Below are 23,588 nucleotides of genomic sequence, written 5' to 3' on the forward strand. Positions count from 1 at the left end.
TGGATTAATTATTATGAGTACACAACAAAAAAGACTGACCCCACCTGCAGTGCTGTTAGCGACGGCTTTTTTAGGCATGACCTTTAGCAATGAAAGCCTGGCCAATGAACTGGTGGATAATTTAAAAACCTGTGCGGGCAAAGCCGACGAACAGTTGCGACTGGCCTGTTTTGATAAAGTCGTTGCCGGTATCGAGGACCGAACCCGTGTTGATCAAATCCAGGCTCGGCAGCCGGTGGTGGATAAAGAAAAGTCATTTGGTAATGAGGGTAAGCAAAAAGAGCAAGTATTGGATAAAATTTATGCAACCATTACCCGGGTTACCGAAAAACGACTAAGGGATCCTGTTTACCAGCTGGATAATGGTCAAGTCTGGGCAAAAAAAGACAGCAGCCGGTTACGACTCAGAAAAGGTGACAAAATTTATATTGAAAGAGGTGCCTTAGGCTCATTCTTTCTTGGTAAGGATGGCAATAACACGCGGACTAAGGTGGAAAGATTAAGGTAGTGCAGAACCCCTAAATTTTTTTAGCAAACCGCCGATAGCTTAGGTAACAGCAATTTACCGGAGCGGTTGTTATGTTGCGAACCGTCGCATTAGTTATCACCTTATGGGCTATTTTATCCATTAGTAGCAGTGTTCTGGCCCAGCCTATGAATGACTATCAGCGGGTCGCTGACCAGCTGGCAGAGCAGTTGGTTAAGCAAATGCAGCGACACCATGTCGATGACGGTTACTCACACCTGGGGCTGACCCGCTGGGTAATGGCCGACACCCTGCAATTGCCTCATCCGCAGGATTCGGTGGCCAGTCTCAGCCATCAGCTTAGCGAAAGTCTGTATAAATACCTGCAGAAACGCAATGTCCGTTTAATTGATTATCGCGCTCAGGACCATGTCAGCCTGGCTTCTGATGGTGCGACCTTACTGACTCGAGAGGTTGAGCATCTGGATGCTCAGCCGTTGCTGGACTGGGTGCTGGTTGGCACAATGGCGCAAGAAGATCAGGGGGTTATCGTCAACCTGCGGGTGCTTGAGCGCAGCTCTCAAAAAGTGTTGGCATCGGCTAACAGCTGGGTGCCAAAACATTTGTACTGGACCAACCGACGCAGCGAAATAGTCGACGGTAAGTTGCAGCGTAACTATTAAAAGGTCATTAAGATGAAATATACCCCTTTATTTGTGGCGGCAGCCCTTGTTGTAAGTGGCTGTACCGTTTTGCCTAAGCCCGATCAAAGCAGCCAGCTGCGCCGGGATAAACCGGCGCTTGTGCAGCCGGGCAGTTCAGCCTATGTGGCCGATATCGCCCAACAGCTGACCGACTCAGCAGGCGCTGATAGCGACAGCATGGTGGTTGGGGTAACGACTTTAGTGGGCGTGACCTCGGATTATAATCAGAGTACCCCCTTTGCGCAGACGCTGTCACAGCAGCTAATGACCGAACTGCACCGCAGCGGGCTGCAGCTGATGGATTTTAAAACAACTGATTTTATTCGGGTAACGGCTGACGGCGATTTTGCCTTAACGCGCGATTATCTGGAAATACAGGAAATATTGCCCATCACCCATGTGGTTGTCGGCACTTTAGCCAATCACCGTCGTGGTCTGATGGTCAGCGCGCGGCTGGTTAATATCCAGAGTAAAGCGGTGGTTAGCGTAGCGCAAAGTTTTATTCCTGAGCTGGTGGTACGGCAACTGCAGGAACGCCACGGTCAGGCCTTAATTCAAAAGGCACCTTAGATCTCGCAAATACTGAATTGCGTAGCTATACTGCTAAAAACAAACAATAAAACTTAACAAACGGGTAGGCTATGAAAACGATTCAATCGCTGGTTATTCTTCTTGGATTTATTGCTTTACTTGCTGTGGCTGCTTCCGGGCCTTTGTATGAAAGTGGTTCGTTATCACTCGGCGTTGCCTTTTCTGTATTGCGCTGGGCAGCTTACATTGCGATTGCAGCATTCTTACTGAATATCATTTTGTACGTCGTCCGCCGCCCGCGGGGCGCTGTGGCAGGCTTAAGCGTGTTGTCGATTGTGGCAGCGGCTGTTGCCTTTTATCTGCCTTACAGCTTTTATCAGACGGCGCAGTCGGTGCCGCCAATTCATGATATTACAACTGATGTCACCGATCCGCCCAAGTTTGTGGCCATTGCCCCGCTGCGTAAAGACGCACCCAACCCGTTAGAATATCCCGGTTCTGATACCGCACAGCAGCAGCTGGAGGCTTATCCGGATTTAGAAACCTACACCACCAACGAAGACGCTAACGCGGTGTTCGCTAAAGCATTGCAGGTTGCTAATGCAATGGGATGGGAAATCGTTGAATCGAACGAAGATGAAGGTCGCATCGAAGCCACCGCTACCACCACCTGGTTTGGCTTTAAAGATGACGTGGTCATTCGGGTGCAGGAAGTTGAGGGTGAAACCCATCTGGATATCCGCAGTAAATCTCGCGTTGGCCGCAGCGATGTCGGTAAAAATGCCGAGCGTATCCGCGCTTTCCTTGCTCAGCTTTAATAATTAAGTAAGTCCTGTATCAGGATGCGCGCTACCACGTTGGCGTGCATCCTGACGGTTAAGCTTCGTCCCTCCTCACAGCTAATCTCTGCACTGCTTTTTCGTGGTATCTTTTGGTTTTTTCCGTTCTGCTCAGTTTTTGTTGCGCTAATAGGCTGCTGTGGCAATGATCGTTATGCTGCATTTAATGGTACCCTATACAGCTACAAACTAAGGTTAGCCCTACTGAAAAAGAAAGGACTGAATGCGTGAAAAGATTAGCCGTGTTAGCGCTGACGCCCCTGGTTGCACTGGCCCAGGAGCCGATGGAAATTATTGAAGTCATGGGTCGTGACAGTGAAGTACCGGTAATGCCCTCGGAAAAACAAACCGACGGGTTATTCGGGCTGGCTGACAGCTTAAAAGATATTCCCCGGGCGGCAACGGTGATCAACCAGAGTCTGATGCGCGAAGCGGCAATAGACGATCTGCACGATATTGCCCGTTTTGCGCCTAACAGCTACGCTGCGGCCGGTTTTGGCAACCCCTCGTTGCCCAGCATGCGGGGGCAGCTGGGTGAGTTATTTGAAGCCGGCATGCGCCGCCAGGCCGGTAATAATGGTCTGGGTATCCCGCTATCTTTTAACGCCATCGAGAGTATTGCGGTGGTTAAGGGCGCGCCGCCGGTCATGCTCGGCACAACTCAGTGGGTTGGCGGCTTTGTTAACTTACAGCCTAAAACCGCAAAGACCCGGCAAACCTCGTCTGTACTCAGTGCAGAGTGGGGCCAGTGGAGTCAGTACCGGCTGCAACTGGATCATAATGCGGTTATCGAAACGGATCGACAGGCGCTGCGGATCAGTGCCGAGATGGTCGATGAAGACAGCTTTTATGACTATCATCAGCACCGCAGCGACGATTTACTGGTGGCTTACCACTGGCAGCCGAATCAGGACACCCGGCTGGATGTGTCGCTGGAGTATTACGATGTTGAATGGACCGACAATGCCGGCATTAACCGGCCCACTCAGAACCTAATTGACAATAATCTTTACATTACCGGCCAGGGCGTGCAGCCGAATGGCTCTACCATACCCGGCGCGGGAGCGGTAGTTAGCCCGACCGGCGAGGTTCGTATCGATCGCAGTACCACGCTAACGGATCCGCTGGATACCAACACTGCCGAAACGACCCTTTTACATGCCAAGTTACAGCACTGGCTGAGCGATGAAACCGTGCTGGTTAACCGCACCTCTTATCAGTATCTGAGCCGGGAAGGCATTAATCAAAACAGCTTTGTTGAAATCATCGATGCTGCTCATACCTTCGAAAACCGCACCGAGCTGCATATTGCTGAGCAAACGGTGCTGGGTGTAAACCTGCGTATTAATGACGTATTGGGCTACAGTCAGTTTACCACCGAGGCCGATAACCCCATTGACTTAACCGGGCCGCTAACTAACCGTCGTATCCCCCTTAACGATGCGCAAAAGGCGCGACTGGTGGAACTGCGGCCGGGGCTTTGGGTATCGCCCGGCGCTCAGTATGATTTAAACGGTGATGGGGCCGGCGACTTTAATCTGTCGGACACCACCGACTCCACCACCCGGCAATGGGGTGTGTTTGCTCAGCATGAGCAAAACCTAACCGCTGACTGGAGCGTGACCGGCGGGGTACGCGCTGATTATTACGATGTTGATGCTAAAGACGCTTTGCCGCCGGCGGGCGTGGTGGCGCAGTCGGACAGTTATGGTGACTGGTTAACGGCAGTGAGCCTGTCGACACAATACGCCTGGACATCCGATTTGACGCTTTACGCGACCGCATATCAGAGCGATTCCACCTCTAATTCGATGGCCGGCGGGACAGTACTTAATGGCATCGGGCAGATTGATGCGCAAAACTTTGCAACAGAAAACGAGCTGTACGAAGTAGGAGTAAAATACGTGCCTGCGGATGCCCGCTGGTACGCTGATGCGGCGCTGTTTGACCAGCGTCGCAGTTTGCGTAACCGCGATGGTTCTAACAGTGGTATCCGCACCGAGGGTTTTGAAGCGCAATGGCATTATGCCGCCCCGGCAGGCTACTGGTTAACTGCTGCCGCAAGTTATCTTGATGCCTACTGGGATAATTCGGCCGCCGCCCAGGGCACCCGTAAAGTTGCCGATGTCTTTGATGACTCCCGGCCCGGGATTATTGACGGCACTGGTGTTGGCTCACCAAATTTCACTTTGTTTCCGGCTTCAACTCAACAGTTGCAGGGGGTACCCGAAGTGCAGGCATCACTGGTTGGTGGCTGGCAGCTGACCGAGCACTGGTCTGTTGGCGGCGATCTCAGTTACACCAAGCATTTTCCGCTGGATTATCTGCAAACGGTGTATATTCGTGACCAGCATACCCTGAACCTGAACGCCCGGTACCGCTTTAGCGAGCAATTAACCGTGCGTGCCGATGTGTTCAACGCCACCGATCAGGATAACTGGTCACCGGTCTTTGAGGGCGGCTACTTTGGCGCGACATTGGCATTTCCGTCGTTGCCACGGCATGCGCAGCTGAGCCTGCGCTACGAATTTTAAGGATTAAAAACTTATGTCGATGAAAAAGTTGTTGTTATTGGTGGTGATTGTGGCGCTGTTTGTTGCCGCCTTTGCTCTTGATTTAACCCAGTATCTGGCGCTGGATGTGTTAAAGGAAAAGCAACAACAACTGAACCAGCTTTTTCACGACTACCCGCTGCGCACTTTTGCCATTTATTTTGCCATTTATGTGATATCCACAGCTTTATCGCTGCCCGGAGCCACGGTTCTGACCCTGGGGGCCGGTGCCATTTTTGGTTTTGGCTGGGGCCTGCTGCTGGCCAGTTTCGCCTCGTCCATCGGCGCTTTGCTGGCCTTTTTAAGCGCCCGGTTTATTTTGCGCGACTGGGTGCAGCGCAAATTCGGTGAGCGCTTGCGGGCGATCAATCGCGGTATGGAACGTGATGGTGCCTTTTATTTATTAAGCCTGCGGCTGGTACCGCTGTTTCCGTTTTTTGTCATCAACCTGGTGATGGGTCTGACAAAGATCAAAGCCTGGACTTATTACTGGGTCAGTCAGGTTGGTATGTTGCTGGGTGCCGCGGTGTACATTAATGCCGGTACGCAGTTGGCACAAATCGAAAGCCTGTCGGATGTGATATCGGCCGATTTAATCGGTGCCTTCGTATTGCTTGGTCTGTTGCCGATTTTGGCTAAGTTTATTCTGGCAATACTGAAACGGCGCAAAGCCTTCCGCGGCTATCAAAAGCCGAAGCACTTTGATAACAATATGGTGGTTATTGGTGCGGGGTCGGCTGGTTTAGTCAGTGCTTACATCGCCTCAGCAGTAAAAGCCAAAGTGACCTTAATTGAGCGCGATAAAATGGGCGGAGACTGCCTGAACACCGGTTGTGTGCCATCCAAAGCTTTATTGCACGTCGCTAATGCGGTGCATCAGGCGCGACATAGCGAGCACCTGGGTATCGATGCCGGTGAGGTAAAGGTTAATTTTGGCAAAGTGATGGCGCAGGTTCATGATGTCATTAAGACCATTGAACCCCACGACTCGGTCGAGCGTTATACCCGGCTGGGCGTTAATGTTGAAATAGGTGAAGCGCGCATTGTGTCGCCCTGGCAGGTGGAAATTACTCAGGATGGCAGCACTAAAACAATAACGACTCGCGCCATTGTGGTGGCAACCGGAGCACGGCCGCTGGTGCCGGACTTTGACGGGCTGGATCAGATCGATTATCTGACCTCGGAAAATTTGTGGTCGATAACGGAATTACCTAAACGCTTGCTGATACTGGGTGCTGGCCCCATTGGCTGCGAATTATCACAGGCGTTTCAGCGGCTGGGCTCGCAGGTCACCACGGTAGAAATGGCGGACCGAATTTTAAGCCCCGAAGACGAAGACAGTGCACAGCTGTTGCATCAGCAGCTGGCAGCCGACGGGGTGGATCTTAAACTGGGCCACAAAGCCAAACGCTTTGAGCAGCGTAACGGCGAGTCAGTGCTCGTTGCAGAGCATGACGGCGGTGAGGTAGCCATACCCTTTGACCGGGTGCTTATCGCGCTGGGCCGGCAGGCTAACACCAGCGGCTTTGGTCTGGAAGAACTGGGCGTCGAGGCAGACCGCACTATTAACGCGAACGAATTGCTGCAGACCAACTACCCGAATATTTACGCCTGTGGTGATGTGGTAGGCCCTTATCAATTTACTCATGTGGCCTCGCATCAGGCCTGGTACGCTGCGGTTAATGCGCTGTTCGATCCCTTTAAAACCTTCCGCGTTGATTATTCGGTGATCCCGTGGGTGACTTATACGTCACCGCAGGTAGCCAACGTCGGGCTGACCGAGCAGGCGGCGCAGCAACAGGACACAGAGTACGAGGTGACCACTTACGACATTGGCGAACTGGACCGGGCAATCGCTGATGATAGTGCCTTTGGGCGGGTCAAAGTGCTGACTGAGCCCGGTAAGGATCGTATTATCGGGGTAAATATTGTCGGCCCGCAGGCGGGCGAACTTCTGGCTGAATATGTATTAGCGATGAAACATAAAATTGGTCTGAACAAAATTCTGGGTACTATCCACAGTTATCCCACCCTGTCGGAGGCCAATAAATACGTGGCCGGCGAGTGGAAACGAGCAAACGCTCCGGAAGGCCTGCTGCGCTGGGTCGAAAAATTTCACCGCTGGCGTCGGGGGTAACGATGGCAAAATGGTTGGCACTGCTCAGTCTGTTTTTTTGCCTGAACGCCTGGGGGCAGGCTCAGACCGTGTATTTTTATGCCTGGGGCGGTAACCCGGCAGTCAACGACTATTTGCGCTGGGCAACGCGACAATTACGCGCCGAAGATATTGATTTACGCCATGTTAAGGTCGCCGATATCAGTGAGGTGGTTAAACAACTAACCGATGGCCGCAGCAATGCTGATCTGCTGTGGATTAATGGGGAAAACTTTCACGCCCTGAAAGCCGCCGATGCCTTGGCCCCAGTCGCTGGTGATATTGATAATCTAGAGAATGTGCGCGATGAACTGAACTGGCAAACGGATTTTGGCGAGCCGGTAGAGGGTCTTGAAGTGCCCTGGGGAGTCGGGCAGTTTTACTTGTTAACCTGCCGCACCTGCCTGCGCGGAAACCAGGTGAGTGCCGAAGAGCTGTTGATTTACGCCGAGCGAAACCCCGGTCAGTTAAGTTACCCTAAACCGCCGGAGTTTCACGGCACAACTTTTTTAAAAGCCCTGCTGTTGTCGCTTAGTGACGACATTGATGCCTATCAGCAGCCGGTATCCGCGGTTGATGCCGAGTCTTTGACACGGCCTTTATGGCGCTACCTGGAACGCTTACATCCGCTGTTATGGCGCCAGGGGCAGAATTTTCCCTCTTCAGCCGCGCAAATGCGCAACTGGTTTGCCAATGGCAGTCTGGATATCGCTGTGAGTTTTAATCCGAACGAAGTGCAGACGCTGGTTCAGCAGGGGCGTATTCCTTCCGGCTCAAGGCGGCTGATGCTGGGCCAGGCGGCCATAACCAACCATCACTATCTGGCTGTTCCCAGCTCTGCCGCGGCAAAGGAAGCAGCGCGGCGGGTGATCGAGTTTATGCTCAGCGAGTCGGCACAGGAACGTAAAGCGCGGCTGGACGGGTGGGGCGATCCGGCGGTGATTAAACTGCCAGGGAACGACTCGCCCGAGTTGCTGCTGACCGCCGCTGACTTTCACGCCAGCTGGCAAACTTATCTGGAACAGGCGTGGTTAGAGCGCTTTCAGTAACCGTTCTGCTGTTGTTGGTCATCGCGCCACTGACCCTGGCTGTGCCGGCGCTATGGCCGACTGAGCTGCTGAACCAGCCGTTTGAGCGCTGGCCGGATCTTCCCTGGAACTCTGTTGTCCAGGCCTTCCTGCTGACTTTGTTTACCGGTTTGCTGGTCGCTGGGCTAAGCTTAACGGCAGCGCAAAAGCTTAACCTGAACACTCGTGGCCAGTCCCGTGGGGTGGCCGGCTTAAGTGTGGTGTTATCGACGCCGCATGTAGCATTTGCCGTGGGCCTGATGTTTTTATTCAGCCCCAGCGGCTATCTGGTCCGGCTGCTGGAGGCCGTTACCGGCTGGCTGCCGTCGCCGCCGACAGGCTGGCCACTACCAGAAAAGTCACTGGTTACCCTGACGCTGGTGCTGGTATTAAAAGAAGTGCCGTTTTTACTGCTGATGGCCGCTACCCAACTGCGCCAGTTGCCTTACCAGCGCTGGTTACGGCAAAGTCAGAGCTTAGGCTGGTCGAAAAGTCGCGGCTGGTGGCTGCTGGTGGTTCCGGCCCTGCTGCCAAGAATAAAGTTACCGCTGGCCGCAATTGTTATTTATACGCTGTCTGTGGTTGATATTCCGCTGTTGCTGGGTCCCAATACCCCGGGCGTGCTGGCGCAGGAAGTCTTTAAGCAGCATTATCAGTGGGGCCGGGAAGGTGCTGCACAGCTTGGTGTCGGCTTATTGTTGCTGCTGGCACTGGTGTTTTTACTTATCAATCACGGGGCAGTCAGGGGCTACGTAAAGCTAGCCGCTTATTGGCGCAGTCGGGCGCTTAAAGATTCCTGGGCCGGCGTGTCGCTATTGTCCGCTATTTTGCCCGGGGTGATTCTTTTATCTGCGCTAGTCCTTTTGGCTTTACTGATTAACAGCCTGGCCGGTGCCTGGTTTTATCCACAGCTGGCACCCGCTGACTGGAGCCCGCAACGCTGGCAAACTGAATGGCCCTATCTGGCACCGTTATTGTGGAATAGTCTGTGGCTGGCACTGGCCAGTGCTTTGCTGGGTGTGCTGGCGGCGGTAGCGGTGCTGGAACGACAGCGCCGACGAAAGCTGACTGAACTGCAGTGGCTGCCCCTTTTACTGCTGTTGATCCCACAACTGGTGCTGGTGCTCGGCTGGCAGAAAATCTTTGGCCAGGGCTCGCAAGGGCCAGTTTTGCTGTGGTCGCACACGGTGTTTTGTTTTCCTTACGCCTATCTGGTTTTACACGGTGCCTGGGTTAATTTTAACGAACACTGGCTGTATCAGGCGCAGAGTCTGGGATACAGTTATCGCCAGGCCTGGTGGCGGATATTGCTGCCGATGCTGAGCGGCCCTTTGTGGATTGCTTTTGCCGTTGCTTTTTCCGTTAGCATTGCACAGTACCTGCCCACGATCTGGTTAGCCGGCGGCACGTTGCCGACCCTGACGACCGAGGCCGTCAGTATTGCCTCAGGAGGTGACTGGCGGCTGGCATCGGTGTACGCTTTAATGCAGGCGCTGTTGCCGCTTATCGTTTTTACACTACTGATAAGGCAGTCATTGCATGTTAAAAATTAATCGGCTATGCCTGCAGCAGGGCTCTACTTTATTGGTTAAGCTAAATCAGCTACAGGTGCCGGCCGGGCAAATTGCCACGGTGATGGGCCCCAGCGGCAGTGGCAAAAGCACCTTATTACGCTGGGTGCTGGGCGAGCCGCTAAAGGATTTTGACTGTCAGGGCGAACTATGGCTGAATCAGCAACGTATTGACAACAGGCCCATCCATAAACGGCGTATTGGTTTAATGTATCAGCAAGGGGATTTATTCCCCCATCTGAGCGTGGCAGAAAATCTGTTGTTTGCCTTACCCCGGCAATTCAGCCCGGCGGAAAAAGACCAACAGGTCAGGGATGCCCTGCAGCAGGTCGGCCTGGCAGATAAACGCCTGGCAATGCCTGATCAGCTAAGTGGTGGCGAGCAGTCGCGTATTGCGCTGATTCGCTCGCTGCTGGCACGGCCGCAGGCACTGTTACTGGACGAGCCATTTTCGGCGCTGGATACCCAACTGCGGGGCTCAGTGCGGGACTGGGCTTTCAACGAAATCCGCCAGCGGCAAATTCCGGCCTTGTTAGTGACCCATGATCCGGCCGATATTGGCGACGGGCCGCTGGTAACATTAGACACAACAGGAGATTAACCGGCCCGTGATTGACCCGTACCTTTTACCTCTTACCCGTAAACTGTTGCACGGCCCGGCCGCAGTATTAGTTAAGCTGGGTATAACGGCAAATCAGGTAACCATCGGCGGCTTTATTATCGGCATGCTGGCGCTGCCGGCACTGGCTATGCAGTGGTACGGGCCGGCGTTAGTGTTTATTTTACTCAATCGTCTGTCCGATGGGCTGGACGGGGCAGTGGCCCGGCAAACCAAGATGAGCGATGCCGGTGGCTTTTTAGACATTGTGCTGGACTTTATCTTTTATAATGCCGTGGTGGTGGGCTTTTTTCTTGCCGACCCCGGCCAGAATGCAATGGCGGCAGTGCTGTTGCTGTTCAGTTTTGCCGGCACCGGCTCCAGTTTTCTGGCCTTTGCCAGCGTTGCAGCGAAGTACGGGCTAAGTAATGTAAACTATCCGAATAAGTCCCTGCACTACATGGGTGGCCTGACCGAAGGTTTTGAAACCATTGCCGTTTTTGTAGCCTTTTGTCTGTGGCCTCAGCATTTTGTAATTCTGGCCTACGTGTTTGCCGGGGCTTGCTGGATCACTACCCTGACCCGGCTGCGGCTGGGCTATTTGACGTTAACCAAACAGGCGAGCACACAGGCGAGAGAGCAGATCTGATGGAAGCTGTTATACGATTATCCATATTTTTGGGCGTACTGCTGTTGATGATGGGCTGGGAAAGCTGGGCACCTAAGCGTCAGCCGCGTTATTCGCGCCTGCAGCGTTGGCCGGCCAACCTTGGTATTGTGGTGGCCGACACCCTGGTGGTGCGGTTATTAGTGCCGGCCGGCGTGGTGGGCGCGGCGCTTTTTGCCGGGCAACAGGGTTGGGGTCTGTTTCATCAGGTCAGCTGGCCCTTCTGGCTGGAAGTGTTACTGAGTGTGGTGCTGTTAGATATAGCCATTTATTGGCAACACCGGGCCTTTCACCGTTTTTCCATCCTCTGGCGTCTGCACCGGGTGCATCATGCCGATCCGGACTTTGATGTTACCACCGGATTGCGCTTTCACCCGGTAGAAATACTGCTGAGCCTGGGGATTAAAGCGGCTGTTGCGGTCGCTCTCGGGGCGCCGGTGGTGGCCATCATTATTTTTGAAGTGCTGCTGAACGCCTGCTCGTTATTTAATCACGGTAATGTCGAGTTGCCGCCTAAACTGGAGCGTTGGGTACGCAAAATTCTTATCACCCAGGAGCTTCACCGCATTCATCACAGCTCGTTAAAAGAAGAAACTAACAGTAATTACGGTTTCAGCGTCAGCTGGTGGGATCACCTGTTTAAAAGCTTTACCGCCAGGCCCAAAGCGGGCTCCGATAATGTCGACATCGGCTTAACCGATTATCGCGACAGCAAGCTGACCACACGTTTCTGGGGCTTGCTGAAGATACCGTTCGCCCGTCATTAAATACGGTAATTTGTGGCGTCCCGAGCAGGATTCGAACCTGCGACTTTCGGCTTAGGAGGCCGATACTCTATCCAGCTGAGTTACCGGGACATCATGTGTCAATTGTATAGGATATTATTTTTAGTTAAAAGACGGGGAACAGTCACGAGGCGGCTGCTCTATTTGCCAGCTCCTCAGTCTACCGGTACGACCCAGTCGTCAACCTGTATGTTAGACAGCAGCCCCGGCTCTTTCAGTTCGGCCACCGCGCTGTTGCTGTGTACCTGGGTGACTTCGACGGTGTAAGAGCTGACTTGCCACTTTTGCCGGTAAATGCCTTCCGGGTCGACAAAATAAGACGGTTGGACAATGTTTAACTGGTCACCAACTTTTACGCCTTGCTTTTCGCCGAGGTTAAACTGTACCTGATTGTCCTGCTGCCAGACAATGCGCCCGCGGCTCGGCTCGCAGCGCAGCTGATCATTAACACCGCTGGCTAAATCCTGCAGCCCGGCCAGTAGTGCGGCGCCAAAGGGCTGGTCCCAGAATTCGGCTGCGGTCACATCGACGCTGTGGTTGCGGTTATAAGTCCAGGGCTGAATATCGGTAATCCGTGCACGGGTTTTTAACTCACCACTGCTGGTGCTGAGCAAATACAGGGTCAGTGCAAAGTTACGCCGGTAGTCCGGCTCCAGCAAACCCCAGCCGCGACTTTCTTCGACTACGGACAAATCATCAAACAGGCCAAATACGACGTACTGACTGTCGTTGTCGCGACCCAGCTGCCGCGCCATGGCGCCTAATTTTTCCAGGTTAATTTGTTTCAGCGCATCGTCAAGGCCGGTATTACGTTGCAGGGTATGGGTAACGTACAGGCGGTCGCTGCGGGCAGCTACTTCGCGCGTCAGGCGCTTAGCAGCAGCATCCCCCAGCCGCCAGACCTGGCCAAAAGCGCCGTGCTCGCGGTTAGACAGCTCGAACGGCACAACCGTCAGATTAATTTTGTAATCGCCGGGGCTACAGCTTCCGCTGCGGTTCCATATTTCTGCCTGAATATGCACGACGATGCGATCATCGAGGATTTCTTCGCGAATGATGTTGACGCTTTCCACATCTCCGCTTGCCGATATTTGCGTTTGATTGCGGCTTAATACCCCGTCAACCACGGACTGGACACTGGAAATTGAACTGCCGGTCATCATCAGCGCCTGCTGCAGGGCGTTTTCAACTGCCTGCTGACGGGCCTTGTCGGTATCGCCGTTGACGATGCGGGCGCTGCCCTGGGTTTCAACCACGCGAGCATCTACGGCTGCGGGCAGCAGTAACAACAAAGCAAGTAGGGCAGTCTTCCAGTTCATAGGGCGGTCCGGTTATCCTTAGTAATACACAACGCGTTTTATTTTTTGCTGGCGGGTAGTGCTTTGATACAGACGGTGAACCCGTTCAAAGTCCAGTTTCAGCTCAGTGGCGTAATAGTCACCGACGGTATAGGTGCGAACCACTTCAGCGCCACGGATAACACCGTCGACTGAGCTTTGAAAGCTGTCACTGGTCAGCGCCCAGCGCTCTACCGAACTGTTGCCGGCAATACGTTGCCCATAAACCTGTTCGGCCAGCTCCCGGTATGCCGCCAGTTTGGAAGCCCGAATAGCGGCCAGATCTTTATGCTGTTGACTGTCACCCTGCTGTTGTTCAATGGGGGCATACCCAACCGCCGTTAAGATCGGAAACTGATCCGGTGTTTCGGTTTCCCATTCAACATGTTGCTGGTCGTAGGCCAGGTCGTAGTAGGCGCTGCAACCGGACAACAGAAAAGCCGAAATAATAACAGCCAGTGTGATGGCGAATCTGTTCATGACAACCTCGTATCCGCTAAATTCCCTGATAATGACAGTTAAGGTAACGGCAAAAATTGCGAATTCTTTAGTGGAATGCCTGCAATAACTTTGCCACCCAGGGGTGTTGAAAGGGTCTTTTTAGCGTAATGGCGTAAAAATCTTCGAATACTTGCGGCAAATTTACATAGCGGCGCAACTGGCCGCTGTCCAGCTCGTCCCTGACGACGACGTCCGGGATTACCGTCAGCGACTGACTATCGCGGGCTAACAACCGCAACATCGCCATGTCGTCCGCTTCGGCAACAACTTCCGGTTGCCAGTCGTATTCGGCACTGAGCATATCAAAAGCGGCGCGGATGGTCAGATTTTCCGGCGGTAATACCCAGGGCTGCTGTTTAAGCTGCGGATCTGACAATTGTTTGACGCGTAAACAGCGGCTGCCAATAATGGAAACCGGTTGGCGGTCCAGTAGCCGGCTTTGCCACAATTGTTCGGCACTGACCCGGACCTGGCTGTTGGTCAGGGCGATATCAATTTGATGATTGCCCAGCTCATTCAGTAACTGGTCGGGGGTCATCGAATGCAGCCGGTAATAAGTGTTACGCTGGGCTACCAGGGGTTCAATAAAGGTTTCGACGAAATTTCGCGACATGGTTGAGGCGTGACCGATACGGATTACTGAAGGCTGCGCCGTACTGCCATGTTTTAACTGCTGCACCAGCTGCTCGCCCTCGGTAAAAATGCGATCAGCGTGCTGCTTGGCCAGGTAACCGGCCTGGGTGAGCAATAGCTTGCGGCCGCGGCGCTCAAATAAGGGGGTGCCCAACCATTGCTCCAGCTGTTTAATCTGGGCGGATAACGCCGATTGCGAAACGTGCAGCTGTTGTGCGGTGCGGGTTAAGTGGCCACTGTTGGCCACATGCCAAAAATATTCAAGATGCTTGTAGTTCATTAATAATGTTCTGTATAAAAGAACGATAAAATAGTTTATATCTATTTTACATAAAGTTAAACAACCACCACACTACGCCTAATTCTAAATAACGGAAGACAAAATGCTGGACTGGCTAACAATTTCAGGTGTTCGACCGCCGCTGCTTATTTTGGTTGCGGTGCTGGCTATTGTTGTACTGCGCTATTCATCGACCAATTTCCGGCTGGATCCGCGGCGGGCCTCGTTTATGCGCTTTATGAGCCTGTGTCTGCTGGCGGTGGTGGTACTCATTGTCAGTAATCACATGCTGCTGTTTTTTGCCGCCTGGGTGTCCATAAGTCTGTTATTGCACCAGCTATTGATGTTTTATCCCGAGCGCAACCGGGCGGTGCTGGCGGCACATAAAAAATTTATTCTGGCGCGCTGCTCCGAGACGTTTCTGGGGCTGGCATTAGTGCTGACCTACTATCAGACCGGTACTCCCTTTTTGGATCAGGCGCTGGATCAGGCGCTGCTTCGCGTCAGCGCGGAGCAGCCCACCTTGCTGCAGCACATTGCCGCACTCAGCCTGATAATGGCAGCTTTAATAAAGTGCGCGCAGTTGCCTTTGCATGGCTGGCTTATCCAGGTGGTTGAAGCACCGACGCCGGTGTCGGCGCTGTTACATGCCGGTATTATTAATCTGGGCGGACTGTTGTTGCTGGTAACCACGCCGGTCTGGAGTCTGTCAGCACCTGCTGTATGGCTCTTATGTCTGGTTGCAGCGGTATCCTGCTGCCTGGCCGCCCTTATTATGGCAACCCGCATCAGTATTAAAGTAAGGCTGGCCTGGTCAACCAGCGCCCAGATGGGCTTAATGTTACTGGAAATCGGGCTGGGTTATTACGATCTGGCGTTACTGCACCTGATTGCTCACTCGGTATACAAAGCCCAGGCCTTTTTGTCGGTCAGTGAGGTGGCTTACGTTAAACAGGCCGAAGCACGCTCATTACCGCGGCTGGTCAGCGTGTTCGTGGTATTTCAACTGCTGATCCTTGTCGCGAGCGTAGCACTGACCGGTGCGCCTAAGTGGCTGCCATCGGCGATGCTGGCGATGGTATTGACGACACTGTGGATGAATCTGAGTGACTGGCTGACGCGGCTGCTGATTTCTGTGTTAGTGGTGGTCTCTTACAGTGTGTTAATAGGCTTTGCCGGCCTGTTGATTGATAACCGGCCGTTACCGGTGCTGCCTGAGCTTATAGCAGCGGCCATATTTAATCTGTTCGCGGTCAGTTACTGGCTTATTCACCACACACCTCAGTACCGTTTAAGCCAGCGCTGGTTTATTACCTTAAACGCCGGCCTGTATCTGGATGAATGGCTTACCCGACTGGTGTTATGGTTGTGGCCCAGCCACCCCATCCGCTATTACCAGGACCGCAATAATGTTCCGCAACGGGGTCGTCCTCAACACAAATCGGACGATGACTGTCAGCAATCTTCGGTAGGGCGGTAGCAATTATGAAGACTTCATTAGCAGATATAGCACAACAGGTGACGTCTAAAGTCGCACCGCAGTGGCCGCTGCCTCAGTGGGTGGCCGTTAATCCGTTATGGGAATACCGTGACCAACCGGTGGCGCAGGTAGCAGCCCAGTGGCATTTTTGTGGCGGTATTCATTTAACCATGCCGGCCAGCTTTTACCGGCAGCAGTACCAGCAGGGCAACATAGACTTTGAACGGGTGACAGATTCTATGCAGCAGGCTTTGCAGGCCGCATTAAATAGCCGTAACTGGTTAAACGTCAGCCATTTGCTGGATCGTCACCAACAACGGCGGCGTAAAATGTTATGGCACGATGAAGTGGTGTTTCAGATCAGCCAGTGTTGCGGTCTGTTTCTGCAGTTTCCGCGGCGCTTTCAGCTGCAACAGCAGGAAAGCTCGCTGTACCGTCACTGGTTAACGATTTCCCGTGCGGACCGGGGCATTGAGACCCTGATGGACGAAAGCGAACTGAACTTACTGTTTGCCCAGTTACCGGATACGGCAGAGCAGTTATTCAGTGCCTGTCAGGCCAGTTTTTTACAACCACTGTCTGAGCAGGCGTTAGGCGATTATTGCCGGGCCTTGTTAACCGACGTACTGGGCTGGGCCTCAGCACTGGCCTATCAGGACAGTCGCCGGGGCAGCCGCTGGGTTGAAGACCTTCTGGCGATCCGTATGGCCTGGGATTACCTGTTATGGCAGCTGGCAGAGCGCACTAACAGCAGTGTATTTAACCAGGTGGAAGAAACATTTAAGCAGCAAATTGCCGATCGGCAGGCGTCAATTACGGCTATTGGCGACTATCTGGCGCCCTTGTGGCAGTGGCAACAGGCCTATGAGCAGACCCAGTTGCAGCGCTTTCGCTTTCATCCCCGTGAGCAAGTCGACACGCCGGCCCCCAAACTGCAGGCGGTTTTTTGCATCGACGTGCGTTCGCAGCGTTTCCGGCAAGCCCTCGAGCAAAGCGGCCGCGAACAGCAGCTGCCGACACAGACTAAAGGCTTTGCCGGATTTTTTGGTGTTCCCCTGGGGCGTGAAACAGAAAATGCAGACCCGGTTCCTCATGTACCCGGGCTGTTAAAGCCCGGCTTTTTTATTGACGATAAAAGGCCACCGAAAACCGCTAAGCAACTGTTATCCAGGGTATTTAACAGCTCGGCCGGGATGTTTGCCGGGGTTGAAGCACTGGGGCTGAGTAAATTGGCCAGCCTGTTAACGGGCATTAAAGGCTCGCTTGATTTGAGTGGGGAAACCGAAACTCAGGAGATCCACCGGGACGGCAAAGCGGTAACCGGCCGGCAGTTGGCTGAGATTTGTGCGCAGGCACTTAGCGGCATGCAGTTTGACCAGTTTGCCGAACAGGTGGTGCTGGTCGGCCACGGTGCTAAGCACAGTAACAATGCCCAGCGTGCCGGTATGAACTGTGGTGCCTGTGGCGGGCAGACTGGGGCGCTCAGCGCGCGGGTGTTATGCGGGCTTTTGAATGAGTCTGCGATCCGCACTCATCTGGCGGAGCTGGGCTATCAGCTGCCGGAACAGACGCGGTTTTATGCGGCCCTGCACGAAACCGTTACTGACGATATTATCTGGTTGTCTGATCAGGTGCCAGAGCCGCTTAAAGCGGTCTTTCGGCAGGCTTCGCAAAGCCTGCAGGCCACTAAGCCAAAACGTCACAAGCGGGCTAATCACTGGGCCGAGCTGCGGCCGGAGTGGGGCCTGGCCGGCAACCAGCTGTTATTTTTCGGTAATGCGCAGCGTCTGTCCGCGGACAGCCCCGATGGACACAGCTTTTTACATGATTACGACAGCAGTAAAGATGCCGACGGCGATTTACTGGCTGGTCTGTTGTCAGCACCGGGGCTTGTGGCCAACTGGATCAACTGGCAGTACTACAGTTCGGTCACCGAACCGAACCGCCTGGGCAGCGGCAATAAACTGCTGCATAACCGGGTGGCCAATGATGTTGGTGTCTTTGAAGGTAATGGTGGCGATCTGCGGCTGGGTCTGGCCTGGCAGTCGGTGCATAACGGTGATCAGCTGATGCATCAGCCGGTGCGTCTGCAAGTGGTGATCGAAGCTGAGGAAAGTGCCATTCGTAACGCGCTGGCGAAAGCCGCGGATTTTAATCAGCTATTTAGTAATCAGTGGCTGGCCGTTTATCGGCTGGACGAGCAGGGGGAGTTGTCTGAACTGACCGCTTAGGCAAAGCCGACGGTTAGCGCATCTTGCCTTTAGCATTGTAGGTCATGCTGTCTTTTTTAACGTTAGAGATGATCGTTTGCTTAAGCTGTTCGATACTGTTCAGCGTTGAGTGAACGACTCGCTCATTAACCGCACTTTGCTGCTTTACCGCCTCCAGTTGCTGCTTAATAATCGCAACCTGCTCGGCAAGCTCGGGGTCCTGTTGCAGCTGTTCGCTGTCGGGGTGCTGGCGTAGGGCATTATCGGCCTCGCTGACCTGGGTCAGTAATTCCGCTTTTTGCTCAGCTAATTCGGCGACCCGGCGGTGCTGACGATCGACAATGGCTTTAAGCTCCTGCTGCTGGCAGGCAGCAAGAGCATCCAGCGAGTCAGCCAGTTGCTGTAAATGATCGGTCAGGGCAGCCGCCGTCATAAGCTAGCGCTTATTCTTCATTGGATGTGGGGTTACCAAACAGGTCGCCCTCAAACTGAGCCAGTTTTGAGGCCAGTTGTTCAACGTCCACTTTATAAGAGCCGCTTTCGATTTGCGCCTTAATGCGGTCAACCTTGCCCTGATCGACACCGCTGCTGTTCATTGCTTTTTCCTGCAAACGGTTCAGCTGCTGCGCTTCTGAAGTTATTGAAACCGAATCCCCGCCACTTTTTGCCGGAGCCGGGCTGTTGCCGGGCTGGCCAGTTTCTGGCTGACGGCTGGTTTTGGTATCAATAGAGGGGTTTTTCAAACCCGCATTGTTTACATTAATTGGCATACAATTTCGCCTCGCTAGATATAAGTCTTCATGCTGCTATCGGCCGGCATTAAAAAACCTTTAATTATTTTTTACCCGGTTACAGCTGCACCGTGACTTCGTTTAAGCCGGTGACAACCGCTTCGACTGATTGATCAGAACGGGTGTTTTTAACCGCCACGGACTCACCCTGTAAACCGTCGGCTAATGCTTTACCCGTTGCCGTAATCCGCAATGACTTATTTTTAGCCACTATTGTAACGGTTTCGCCGGCACAAACAAGACAGGTATCGCTGGCCTGAATTGGCTGGCCGCTGCGAATGCGTTTTTTAACCCGCACACCGACTAAAACGGCCGGGTCAGTAAAAACATTAGAACGGATGCGATTAACATCGACTTCAGTTTCTTTTAAATCGGCGCTGGTCACTAAATGCCCCGGTGACATCGGCACCGCTGCAGTGACCACCGGTTTATAGCGATATATGCGAACCGGCACATAAGTGCGCCAGGGCTGTCCGCTGGCGCACTGAATTTCGACGGTGGTGTAGCTGTCCAGCCCGGAATTAGAAGCAAAGCTTACCTGCGGCTTTTCGGCGCAGGTCTTAGCTACCATGCGCGGATCCAGATTATTGGCGATAATTTCTGTGCGCCCCTGTGCAGGAGTTGTCACTTGTTGCTTTACATAGTTGTGGGCAAGCTGCTGTAATGCTTTATAATCAAAGCTTAACGGCGGCCCGGCGTTGTCATCAGCAAACGCGGCTGAAGAAACTATGATAAAAAAGCAACTGATTAATTGATAAATGCGTACTATCATAATGCTATTCCACTAAGGTTTAATGGGCTTTAGCCGACAAAAGAAGCAGAATGTCAAATAATCGACGGTTAGCTCTCGGCTTGCTATCTCTTACTAAGAGTTAAGCAAAGAGCGTGCCACTAACACTAAAGCGCAATGACACAGCTAAGCTAAAGCGAATAAAGGAGCGAACATGGCCAGTATTCTGGACTCAGTAAATCAACGTACCCAGATGGTCGGGCAAAACCGGCTGGAGCTATTATTGTTTCGGTTGGCCGGCAAGCAACGCTTTGGCATTAACGTATTTAAAGTGCGCGAAGTATTGCCTTGTCCGAAGCTCACCGCCATGCCCCATCGTAACCGTTTAGTCCGCGGTATTGCTCATATTCGTGGCCAGGCCATTTCGATTATCGATTTAAGTATGGCAACCGGTGGCCCCGAGCTGACGGATATCGAAAACCGTTTTATTATCATTGCCGAATATAACCGCACCGTGCAGGGCTTTTTGGTTGGTGGCGTTGATCGCATCATTAACATCAACTGGGAAGAAATTCTGCCGCCGCCCAAAGGTACCGGCCGCGATGCCTACCTGACTGCAGTTACCGAAATTGATAAAGAGCTGGTGGAAATTATCGATGTCGAGCGCATCCTGGCCGATATCACACCGGTTAACACCGATATCAGTGAAGAAGTCGCCAATCAGCCGATTAACGTGTCAAAAGAAAACCTGACCATCTTAATCACCGATGACTCGGCGGTGGCACGGGGTCAGATTAAACGCTCGTTGCAGTCACTGGATATTCCGCTGGAGATAAAAAAGAACGGTAAAGAGGCGCTGGACTACTTAAAAGACAAAGCCAAAGAAGTCGACGGCGATGTGCATCCGCACGTACCGGTATTAGTCTCCGATGTTGAAATGCCGGTTATGGACGGCTACACATTAACCGCAGAGATAAAAGCGGATCCCAAACTTGCCGGTGTTCATGTTATTCTGCACACATCACTGAGTGGTGTCTTTAATCAGGCGATGGTGAAAAAGGTTGGCGCCGATGATTTTATCGCCAAGTTTCATCCGGATGAACTGGCCACCGCCGTGAAAAAATGGTTAAACGCCGAAGTCGATATCGATATTGAATAAGAACAAACGTGCAGTAGGACATTGTGACTAATAAAGAGCTCAGTCAGTCAGAATATCAGGACTTTCGTAAATTTTTAGAACATCAGTGCGGTATCGTGCTGGGTGATAATAAATTGTACCTGGTGAAAAGTCGCCTCAGCCCCCTGATGGCCCGGTTTAATATCGACAGCCTGTCACAATTGGTTAAAAAGTCGATGCAGATCAGCGAGCGCGCATTGCGTGCTGCCGTCATTGATGCGATGACCACCAACGAGACCCTGTGGTTTCGCGATACTTACCCTTTCCAGATACTGGCCGACCGGGTGCTGCCCGAATATAAAGACAGCCATGCTCCGGTAAAGATCTGGTCGGCGGCCTGCTCGTCAGGGCAGGAGCCATACTCCATCGCCATGACGTATTTAGAATATAAGGCCAGAAATCCCGGTGCACTGAAAGGCGGTATTCGCATTATCGGTACCGATATTTCAAACAAAGTGCTGGAGCAAAGCGCCCAGGCAGAATACGACAGCCTGGCCATCGCCCGGGGCCTTTCGGCAGAGCGACAAAAAAAGTTTTTTACCGAAACCGCCAAGCCCGGCGCGATGAAAGTAAAGGATGAAGTCAAACAGCTGGTACAGTTCCGCCACTTAAACTTGCTTGACAGCTACTCACTGCTGGGCAAATTCGACATTATTTTTTGCCGCAATGCCCTGATTTATTTTTCTGCCGACGTAAAGCGGAAAATAATTGCCCAATTCCGGCAATCCCTTAACCCCGGCGGCTACCTTTTCCTCGGTGCCTCAGAATCGATCTCCGGCTTATCCGAACAATTCGAAATGGTACGCTGCAACCCTGGGATAATATATCGTCGGCGTTAAGCCGACGAGGTTCTGAGCGGCGCAGCCACCCCCCACCGTCGCGAAACGCCACCCTGGCACGATCCCTGCATAATCTCCCACATCGAATAAACGGGAGACGAAAAAATGGCACTTTCCATGGACAAACTCATGGGCATTCAACAATACACGCTGGGTGTACGCACCCAACGTGCAGAGATGATTGCTAACAATATCGCCAACGCCGATACCCCGGGCTATAAAGCCAAAGGGCTGGATTTTCAGCAAGCCCTGCAGCAGGCCCAGCGGGGCATGGACAGCCACAAGCTGGCACGTACCCACGAAAAGCATTTTGATTTAGAAATTAAACCTCAGGGTCAGGAAAAATTCCGCGTACCAAGCCAGCCCGATACCGGCGACGGTAATACCGTTGATGTGCAGTTGGAACAAAACTTGTATGCACAAAACGCACTGGAATATGAAATGACCATGAATTTTCTGGACGGACGCATCAGCGGCGTGAAAAAAGCCCTGAGTGGGCAATAGGCGAGGTGACTAACCCATGAGCTTATTTAATATTTTTAACATCAGTGGCTCGGCCATGAGTGCCCAGTCGGTACGGTTAAATACCACCGCCAGTAATTTGGCAAATGCCAACTCGGTCAGCAGCAGTGTTGAAGACACCTACCGTGCCCGGCAACCGGTGTTTGCCGCAGCGTTATCTGATGCCAAAGGCGGTTACCGCGGTAACGACTTAACCAATCAGACGCAAGCGGGTCAGTCCGCCGGAGTTAACGTCCGGGGTATTGTCGAGAGCGATGCGCCGCTGCAAATTGAATACGCGCCCAATCATCCCATGGCGGACGATAACGGCTACATATACCGCTCCAACGTTAACACCATGGAAGAAATGGCCAATATGATTTCTGCCTCACGGTCGTACCAGACCAACGTACAGGTAGCGGACACCGCGAAAACCATGACCCAGCGCTTGCTGCGCTTAGGTCAGGGCTAACAGGAGATAACTGATGGAGAATGTGAGCAATAACTCCTATATCGATGGCATGCGCTGGAAAAGAGAAGAGGGCGCGCAGTTTAAAGATCCCAGTGAAAAGCAAAAGCTGGAGCAGGAAGACTTTTTCAAGTTGTTAACAGAACAGCTGAATATGCAGGATCCGACTAAGCCGGTAGATAACGACCAGATGATTTCACAGATGACAAACTTTTCTATGGCCGAAGGTATTAGTCAAATGTCGGATCAGTTTACCCAGTTCACGCAGAATATGACGTCTAACCAGGCGCTGCAGGCATCGACCATGGTCGGGCGTAACGTTATGGTGCCGACCAATCAGGCTTATGTGGACCCGGGTGAATCCGCCAGCGGCGCGATCGTGCTGGACCAATCCGGTTACGACACCAAAATAACGATTAAAGATAAAGTCGGGCAAGTTGTTGATGTCGTCAGCCTGGGTGACATGCAGCAAGGTCTGCATGACTTTGAATGGGATGGCATTGGTAGTAACGGTGAACCGGTACCTGCGGGAGCTTATACCATGACAGCACAAAGCACTATTGGTGGTGAACGAACCGAAGTTCCACTGCAAATGCGGGCAAAGGTTCAGAGCGTCAGCATGGGTAGTGGTGAGGGTGTGGTTCTTAATTTAAAAGGGCTGGGCGGCATCAAGTTCAGTGAAGTTTCAGAAATTAGTTAAATAAC

At 52.7% G+C, this 23,588-nt stretch carries 24 protein-coding genes and 1 tRNA gene; 18 read left to right on the forward strand and 7 right to left on the reverse strand.

Translation table 11 applies throughout. The features are described from left to right. The first annotated feature begins 13 nt into the window (after positions 1-13). The 11 genes from LG288_RS02960 (at position 14) to LG288_RS03010 (ending at position 11,917) form a co-directional block, all read left to right on the forward strand. Entirely contained in the window at positions 14-508 is a 495-nt protein-coding gene (locus tag LG288_RS02960; RefSeq protein WP_404401882.1) for a hypothetical protein, read from the forward strand. 71 nt (positions 509-579) lie between these two features. Beyond that, complete coding sequence (locus tag LG288_RS02965; protein WP_404401884.1) at positions 580-1,149, forward strand: FlgO family outer membrane protein; 570 nt, start codon at positions 580-582, stop codon at positions 1,147-1,149. A gap of 12 nt (positions 1,150-1,161) precedes the next feature. Continuing rightward, a complete protein-coding gene (locus LG288_RS02970; RefSeq protein WP_404401886.1) occupies positions 1,162-1,740 on the forward strand; it encodes a FlgO family outer membrane protein in 579 nt (192 codons plus the stop codon). Positions 1,741-1,811: 71 nt separating this feature from the next. Next, positions 1,812-2,519 carry a DUF1499 domain-containing protein gene (locus LG288_RS02975; RefSeq protein WP_404401888.1) on the forward strand — a complete coding sequence of 236 codons (708 nt, stop codon included), beginning with the start codon at positions 1,812-1,814 and terminating at the stop codon, positions 2,517-2,519. A 305-nt stretch (positions 2,520-2,824) separates the two neighbouring features. Further along, entirely contained in the window at positions 2,825-5,074 is a 2,250-nt protein-coding gene (locus LG288_RS02980) for a TonB-dependent receptor (RefSeq protein ID WP_404403013.1), read from the forward strand. 13 nt (positions 5,075-5,087) lie between these two features. After that, a complete protein-coding gene (locus tag LG288_RS02985) occupies positions 5,088-7,229 on the forward strand; it encodes an FAD-dependent oxidoreductase (protein ID WP_404401890.1) in 2,142 nt (713 codons plus the stop codon). Between the two features lie 2 nt (positions 7,230-7,231). Beyond that, positions 7,232-8,296: an ABC transporter substrate-binding protein gene (locus LG288_RS02990; protein WP_404401892.1), complete on the forward strand. Its 1,065-nt coding sequence runs from the start codon at positions 7,232-7,234 to the stop codon at positions 8,294-8,296. After that, positions 8,275-9,867 carry an ABC transporter permease subunit gene (locus LG288_RS02995; protein WP_404401894.1) on the forward strand — a complete coding sequence of 531 codons (1,593 nt, stop codon included), beginning with the start codon at positions 8,275-8,277 and terminating at the stop codon, positions 9,865-9,867. Before LG288_RS02990 ends, LG288_RS02995 begins: the two co-directional genes overlap by 22 nt. Continuing rightward, positions 9,854-10,486 (forward strand): ATP-binding cassette domain-containing protein, encoded by a 633-nt coding sequence (locus LG288_RS03000; RefSeq protein ID WP_404401896.1) that lies wholly within the window; start codon positions 9,854-9,856, stop codon positions 10,484-10,486. Before LG288_RS02995 ends, LG288_RS03000 begins: the two co-directional genes overlap by 14 nt. Before the next feature lie 7 nt (positions 10,487-10,493). Beyond that, a complete protein-coding gene (locus LG288_RS03005) occupies positions 10,494-11,132 on the forward strand; it encodes a CDP-alcohol phosphatidyltransferase family protein (protein WP_404401897.1) in 639 nt (212 codons plus the stop codon). Then, the gene (locus LG288_RS03010) at positions 11,132-11,917 is read left to right on the forward strand and encodes a sterol desaturase family protein (protein WP_404401899.1); all 786 of its coding nucleotides are present in this window, start codon (positions 11,132-11,134) and stop codon (positions 11,915-11,917) included. Before LG288_RS03005 ends, LG288_RS03010 begins: the two co-directional genes overlap by 1 nt. A gap of 13 nt (positions 11,918-11,930) precedes the next feature. Here the strand turns inward: LG288_RS03010 and LG288_RS03015 are convergent. The 4 genes from LG288_RS03015 to LG288_RS03030 form a co-directional block, all read right to left on the reverse strand. Beyond that, positions 11,931-12,007, reverse strand: a tRNA-Arg gene (locus tag LG288_RS03015). Positions 12,008-12,090: 83 nt separating this feature from the next. Continuing rightward, the gene (locus LG288_RS03020) at positions 12,091-13,254 is read right to left on the reverse strand and encodes a flagellar assembly protein T N-terminal domain-containing protein (protein WP_404401901.1); all 1,164 of its coding nucleotides are present in this window, start codon (positions 13,252-13,254) and stop codon (positions 12,091-12,093) included. Positions 13,255-13,272: 18 nt separating this feature from the next. Beyond that, positions 13,273-13,752, reverse strand: a complete 480-nt coding sequence (locus tag LG288_RS03025) for an LPP20 family lipoprotein (RefSeq protein ID WP_404401903.1) — start codon at positions 13,750-13,752, stop codon at positions 13,273-13,275. Between the two features lie 67 nt (positions 13,753-13,819). After that, positions 13,820-14,686: a LysR family transcriptional regulator gene (locus LG288_RS03030; RefSeq protein ID WP_404401905.1), complete on the reverse strand. Its 867-nt coding sequence runs from the start codon at positions 14,684-14,686 to the stop codon at positions 13,820-13,822. Between the two features lie 103 nt (positions 14,687-14,789). On the opposite strand from LG288_RS03030, the gene LG288_RS03035 reads away from it, so the two are divergent. Further along, on the forward strand, positions 14,790-16,166 hold the full coding sequence (locus LG288_RS03035; protein WP_404401907.1) for an NADH-quinone oxidoreductase subunit L: 1,377 nt from the start codon (positions 14,790-14,792) through the stop codon (positions 16,164-16,166). Positions 16,167-16,171: 5 nt separating this feature from the next. Next, positions 16,172-18,397, forward strand: coding sequence for a putative inorganic carbon transporter subunit DabA (locus tag LG288_RS03040; RefSeq protein WP_404401909.1), 2,226 nt, complete (start codon positions 16,172-16,174; stop codon positions 18,395-18,397). 13 nt (positions 18,398-18,410) lie between these two features. Here LG288_RS03040 and flgN read toward each other — a convergent pair whose 3' ends face one another. The 3 genes from flgN to flgA form a co-directional block, all read right to left on the reverse strand. After that, entirely contained in the window at positions 18,411-18,809 is a 399-nt protein-coding gene (flgN, locus tag LG288_RS03045) for a flagellar export chaperone FlgN (RefSeq protein ID WP_404401911.1), read from the reverse strand. 10 nt (positions 18,810-18,819) lie between these two features. Next, positions 18,820-19,146: a flagellar biosynthesis anti-sigma factor FlgM gene (gene flgM, locus LG288_RS03050; RefSeq protein ID WP_404401913.1), complete on the reverse strand. Its 327-nt coding sequence runs from the start codon at positions 19,144-19,146 to the stop codon at positions 18,820-18,822. Between the two features lie 79 nt (positions 19,147-19,225). After that, complete coding sequence (flgA, locus tag LG288_RS03055; protein WP_404401915.1) at positions 19,226-19,939, reverse strand: flagellar basal body P-ring formation chaperone FlgA; 714 nt, start codon at positions 19,937-19,939, stop codon at positions 19,226-19,228. Positions 19,940-20,111: 172 nt separating this feature from the next. Here flgA and LG288_RS03060 point away from each other — a divergent pair, with 172 nt between their 5' ends. From LG288_RS03060 to LG288_RS03080, 5 genes are all read left to right on the forward strand, one after another. After that, entirely contained in the window at positions 20,112-21,056 is a 945-nt protein-coding gene (locus LG288_RS03060; protein WP_404401917.1) for a chemotaxis protein CheV, read from the forward strand. Between the two features lie 23 nt (positions 21,057-21,079). Next, positions 21,080-21,913, forward strand: coding sequence for a CheR family methyltransferase (locus tag LG288_RS03065; protein WP_404401919.1), 834 nt, complete (start codon positions 21,080-21,082; stop codon positions 21,911-21,913). 105 nt (positions 21,914-22,018) lie between these two features. After that, positions 22,019-22,417 carry a flagellar basal body rod protein FlgB gene (flgB, locus tag LG288_RS03070; protein ID WP_404401921.1) on the forward strand — a complete coding sequence of 133 codons (399 nt, stop codon included), beginning with the start codon at positions 22,019-22,021 and terminating at the stop codon, positions 22,415-22,417. Positions 22,418-22,433: 16 nt separating this feature from the next. Continuing rightward, entirely contained in the window at positions 22,434-22,886 is a 453-nt protein-coding gene (flgC, locus tag LG288_RS03075) for a flagellar basal body rod protein FlgC (protein ID WP_404401923.1), read from the forward strand. A gap of 13 nt (positions 22,887-22,899) precedes the next feature. Further along, complete coding sequence (locus LG288_RS03080; RefSeq protein WP_404401925.1) at positions 22,900-23,583, forward strand: flagellar hook assembly protein FlgD; 684 nt, start codon at positions 22,900-22,902, stop codon at positions 23,581-23,583. Positions 23,584-23,588: the final 5 nt, after the last annotated feature.

Origin of the sequence: Idiomarina seosinensis (assembly GCF_044797955.1) — a bacterium.
Taxonomy (GTDB): Bacteria; Pseudomonadota; Gammaproteobacteria; order Enterobacterales; family Alteromonadaceae; genus Idiomarina; species Idiomarina seosinensis_A.

What these genes read in the sequence shown, in the direction of transcription:
- flgB (WP_404401921.1), top strand. Translation starts at nt 22,019, where the DNA reads ATGGCACTTTCCATGGACAAACTCATGGGCATTCAACAATACACGCTG.
- LG288_RS02965 (WP_404401884.1), top strand. Translation starts at nt 580, where the DNA reads ATGTTGCGAACCGTCGCATTAGTTATCACCTTATGGGCTATTTTATCC.
- LG288_RS03040 (WP_404401909.1), top strand. Translation starts at nt 16,172, where the DNA reads ATGAAGACTTCATTAGCAGATATAGCACAACAGGTGACGTCTAAAGTC.
- flgA (WP_404401915.1), bottom strand. Translation starts at nt 19,939, where the DNA reads ATGATAGTACGCATTTATCAATTAATCAGTTGCTTTTTTATCATAGTT.
- flgC (WP_404401923.1), top strand. Translation starts at nt 22,434, where the DNA reads ATGAGCTTATTTAATATTTTTAACATCAGTGGCTCGGCCATGAGTGCC.
- flgN (WP_404401911.1), bottom strand. Translation starts at nt 18,809, where the DNA reads ATGACGGCGGCTGCCCTGACCGATCATTTACAGCAACTGGCTGACTCG.
- LG288_RS02990 (WP_404401892.1), top strand. Translation starts at nt 7,232, where the DNA reads ATGGCAAAATGGTTGGCACTGCTCAGTCTGTTTTTTTGCCTGAACGCC.
- LG288_RS03080 (WP_404401925.1), top strand. Translation starts at nt 22,900, where the DNA reads ATGGAGAATGTGAGCAATAACTCCTATATCGATGGCATGCGCTGGAAA.
- LG288_RS03060 (WP_404401917.1), top strand. Translation starts at nt 20,112, where the DNA reads ATGGCCAGTATTCTGGACTCAGTAAATCAACGTACCCAGATGGTCGGG.
- LG288_RS02985 (WP_404401890.1), top strand. Translation starts at nt 5,088, where the DNA reads ATGTCGATGAAAAAGTTGTTGTTATTGGTGGTGATTGTGGCGCTGTTT.
- LG288_RS03035 (WP_404401907.1), top strand. Translation starts at nt 14,790, where the DNA reads ATGCTGGACTGGCTAACAATTTCAGGTGTTCGACCGCCGCTGCTTATT.
- LG288_RS03010 (WP_404401899.1), top strand. Translation starts at nt 11,132, where the DNA reads ATGGAAGCTGTTATACGATTATCCATATTTTTGGGCGTACTGCTGTTG.
- LG288_RS02980 (WP_404403013.1), top strand. Translation starts at nt 2,825, where the DNA reads ATGGAAATTATTGAAGTCATGGGTCGTGACAGTGAAGTACCGGTAATG.
- LG288_RS03030 (WP_404401905.1), bottom strand. Translation starts at nt 14,686, where the DNA reads ATGAACTACAAGCATCTTGAATATTTTTGGCATGTGGCCAACAGTGGC.
- LG288_RS02970 (WP_404401886.1), top strand. Translation starts at nt 1,162, where the DNA reads ATGAAATATACCCCTTTATTTGTGGCGGCAGCCCTTGTTGTAAGTGGC.
- LG288_RS02975 (WP_404401888.1), top strand. Translation starts at nt 1,812, where the DNA reads ATGAAAACGATTCAATCGCTGGTTATTCTTCTTGGATTTATTGCTTTA.
- LG288_RS03025 (WP_404401903.1), bottom strand. Translation starts at nt 13,752, where the DNA reads ATGAACAGATTCGCCATCACACTGGCTGTTATTATTTCGGCTTTTCTG.
- LG288_RS03000 (WP_404401896.1), top strand. Translation starts at nt 9,854, where the DNA reads ATGTTAAAAATTAATCGGCTATGCCTGCAGCAGGGCTCTACTTTATTG.
- LG288_RS02960 (WP_404401882.1), top strand. Translation starts at nt 14, where the DNA reads ATGAGTACACAACAAAAAAGACTGACCCCACCTGCAGTGCTGTTAGCG.
- LG288_RS03020 (WP_404401901.1), bottom strand. Translation starts at nt 13,254, where the DNA reads ATGAACTGGAAGACTGCCCTACTTGCTTTGTTGTTACTGCTGCCCGCA.
- flgM (WP_404401913.1), bottom strand. Translation starts at nt 19,146, where the DNA reads ATGCCAATTAATGTAAACAATGCGGGTTTGAAAAACCCCTCTATTGAT.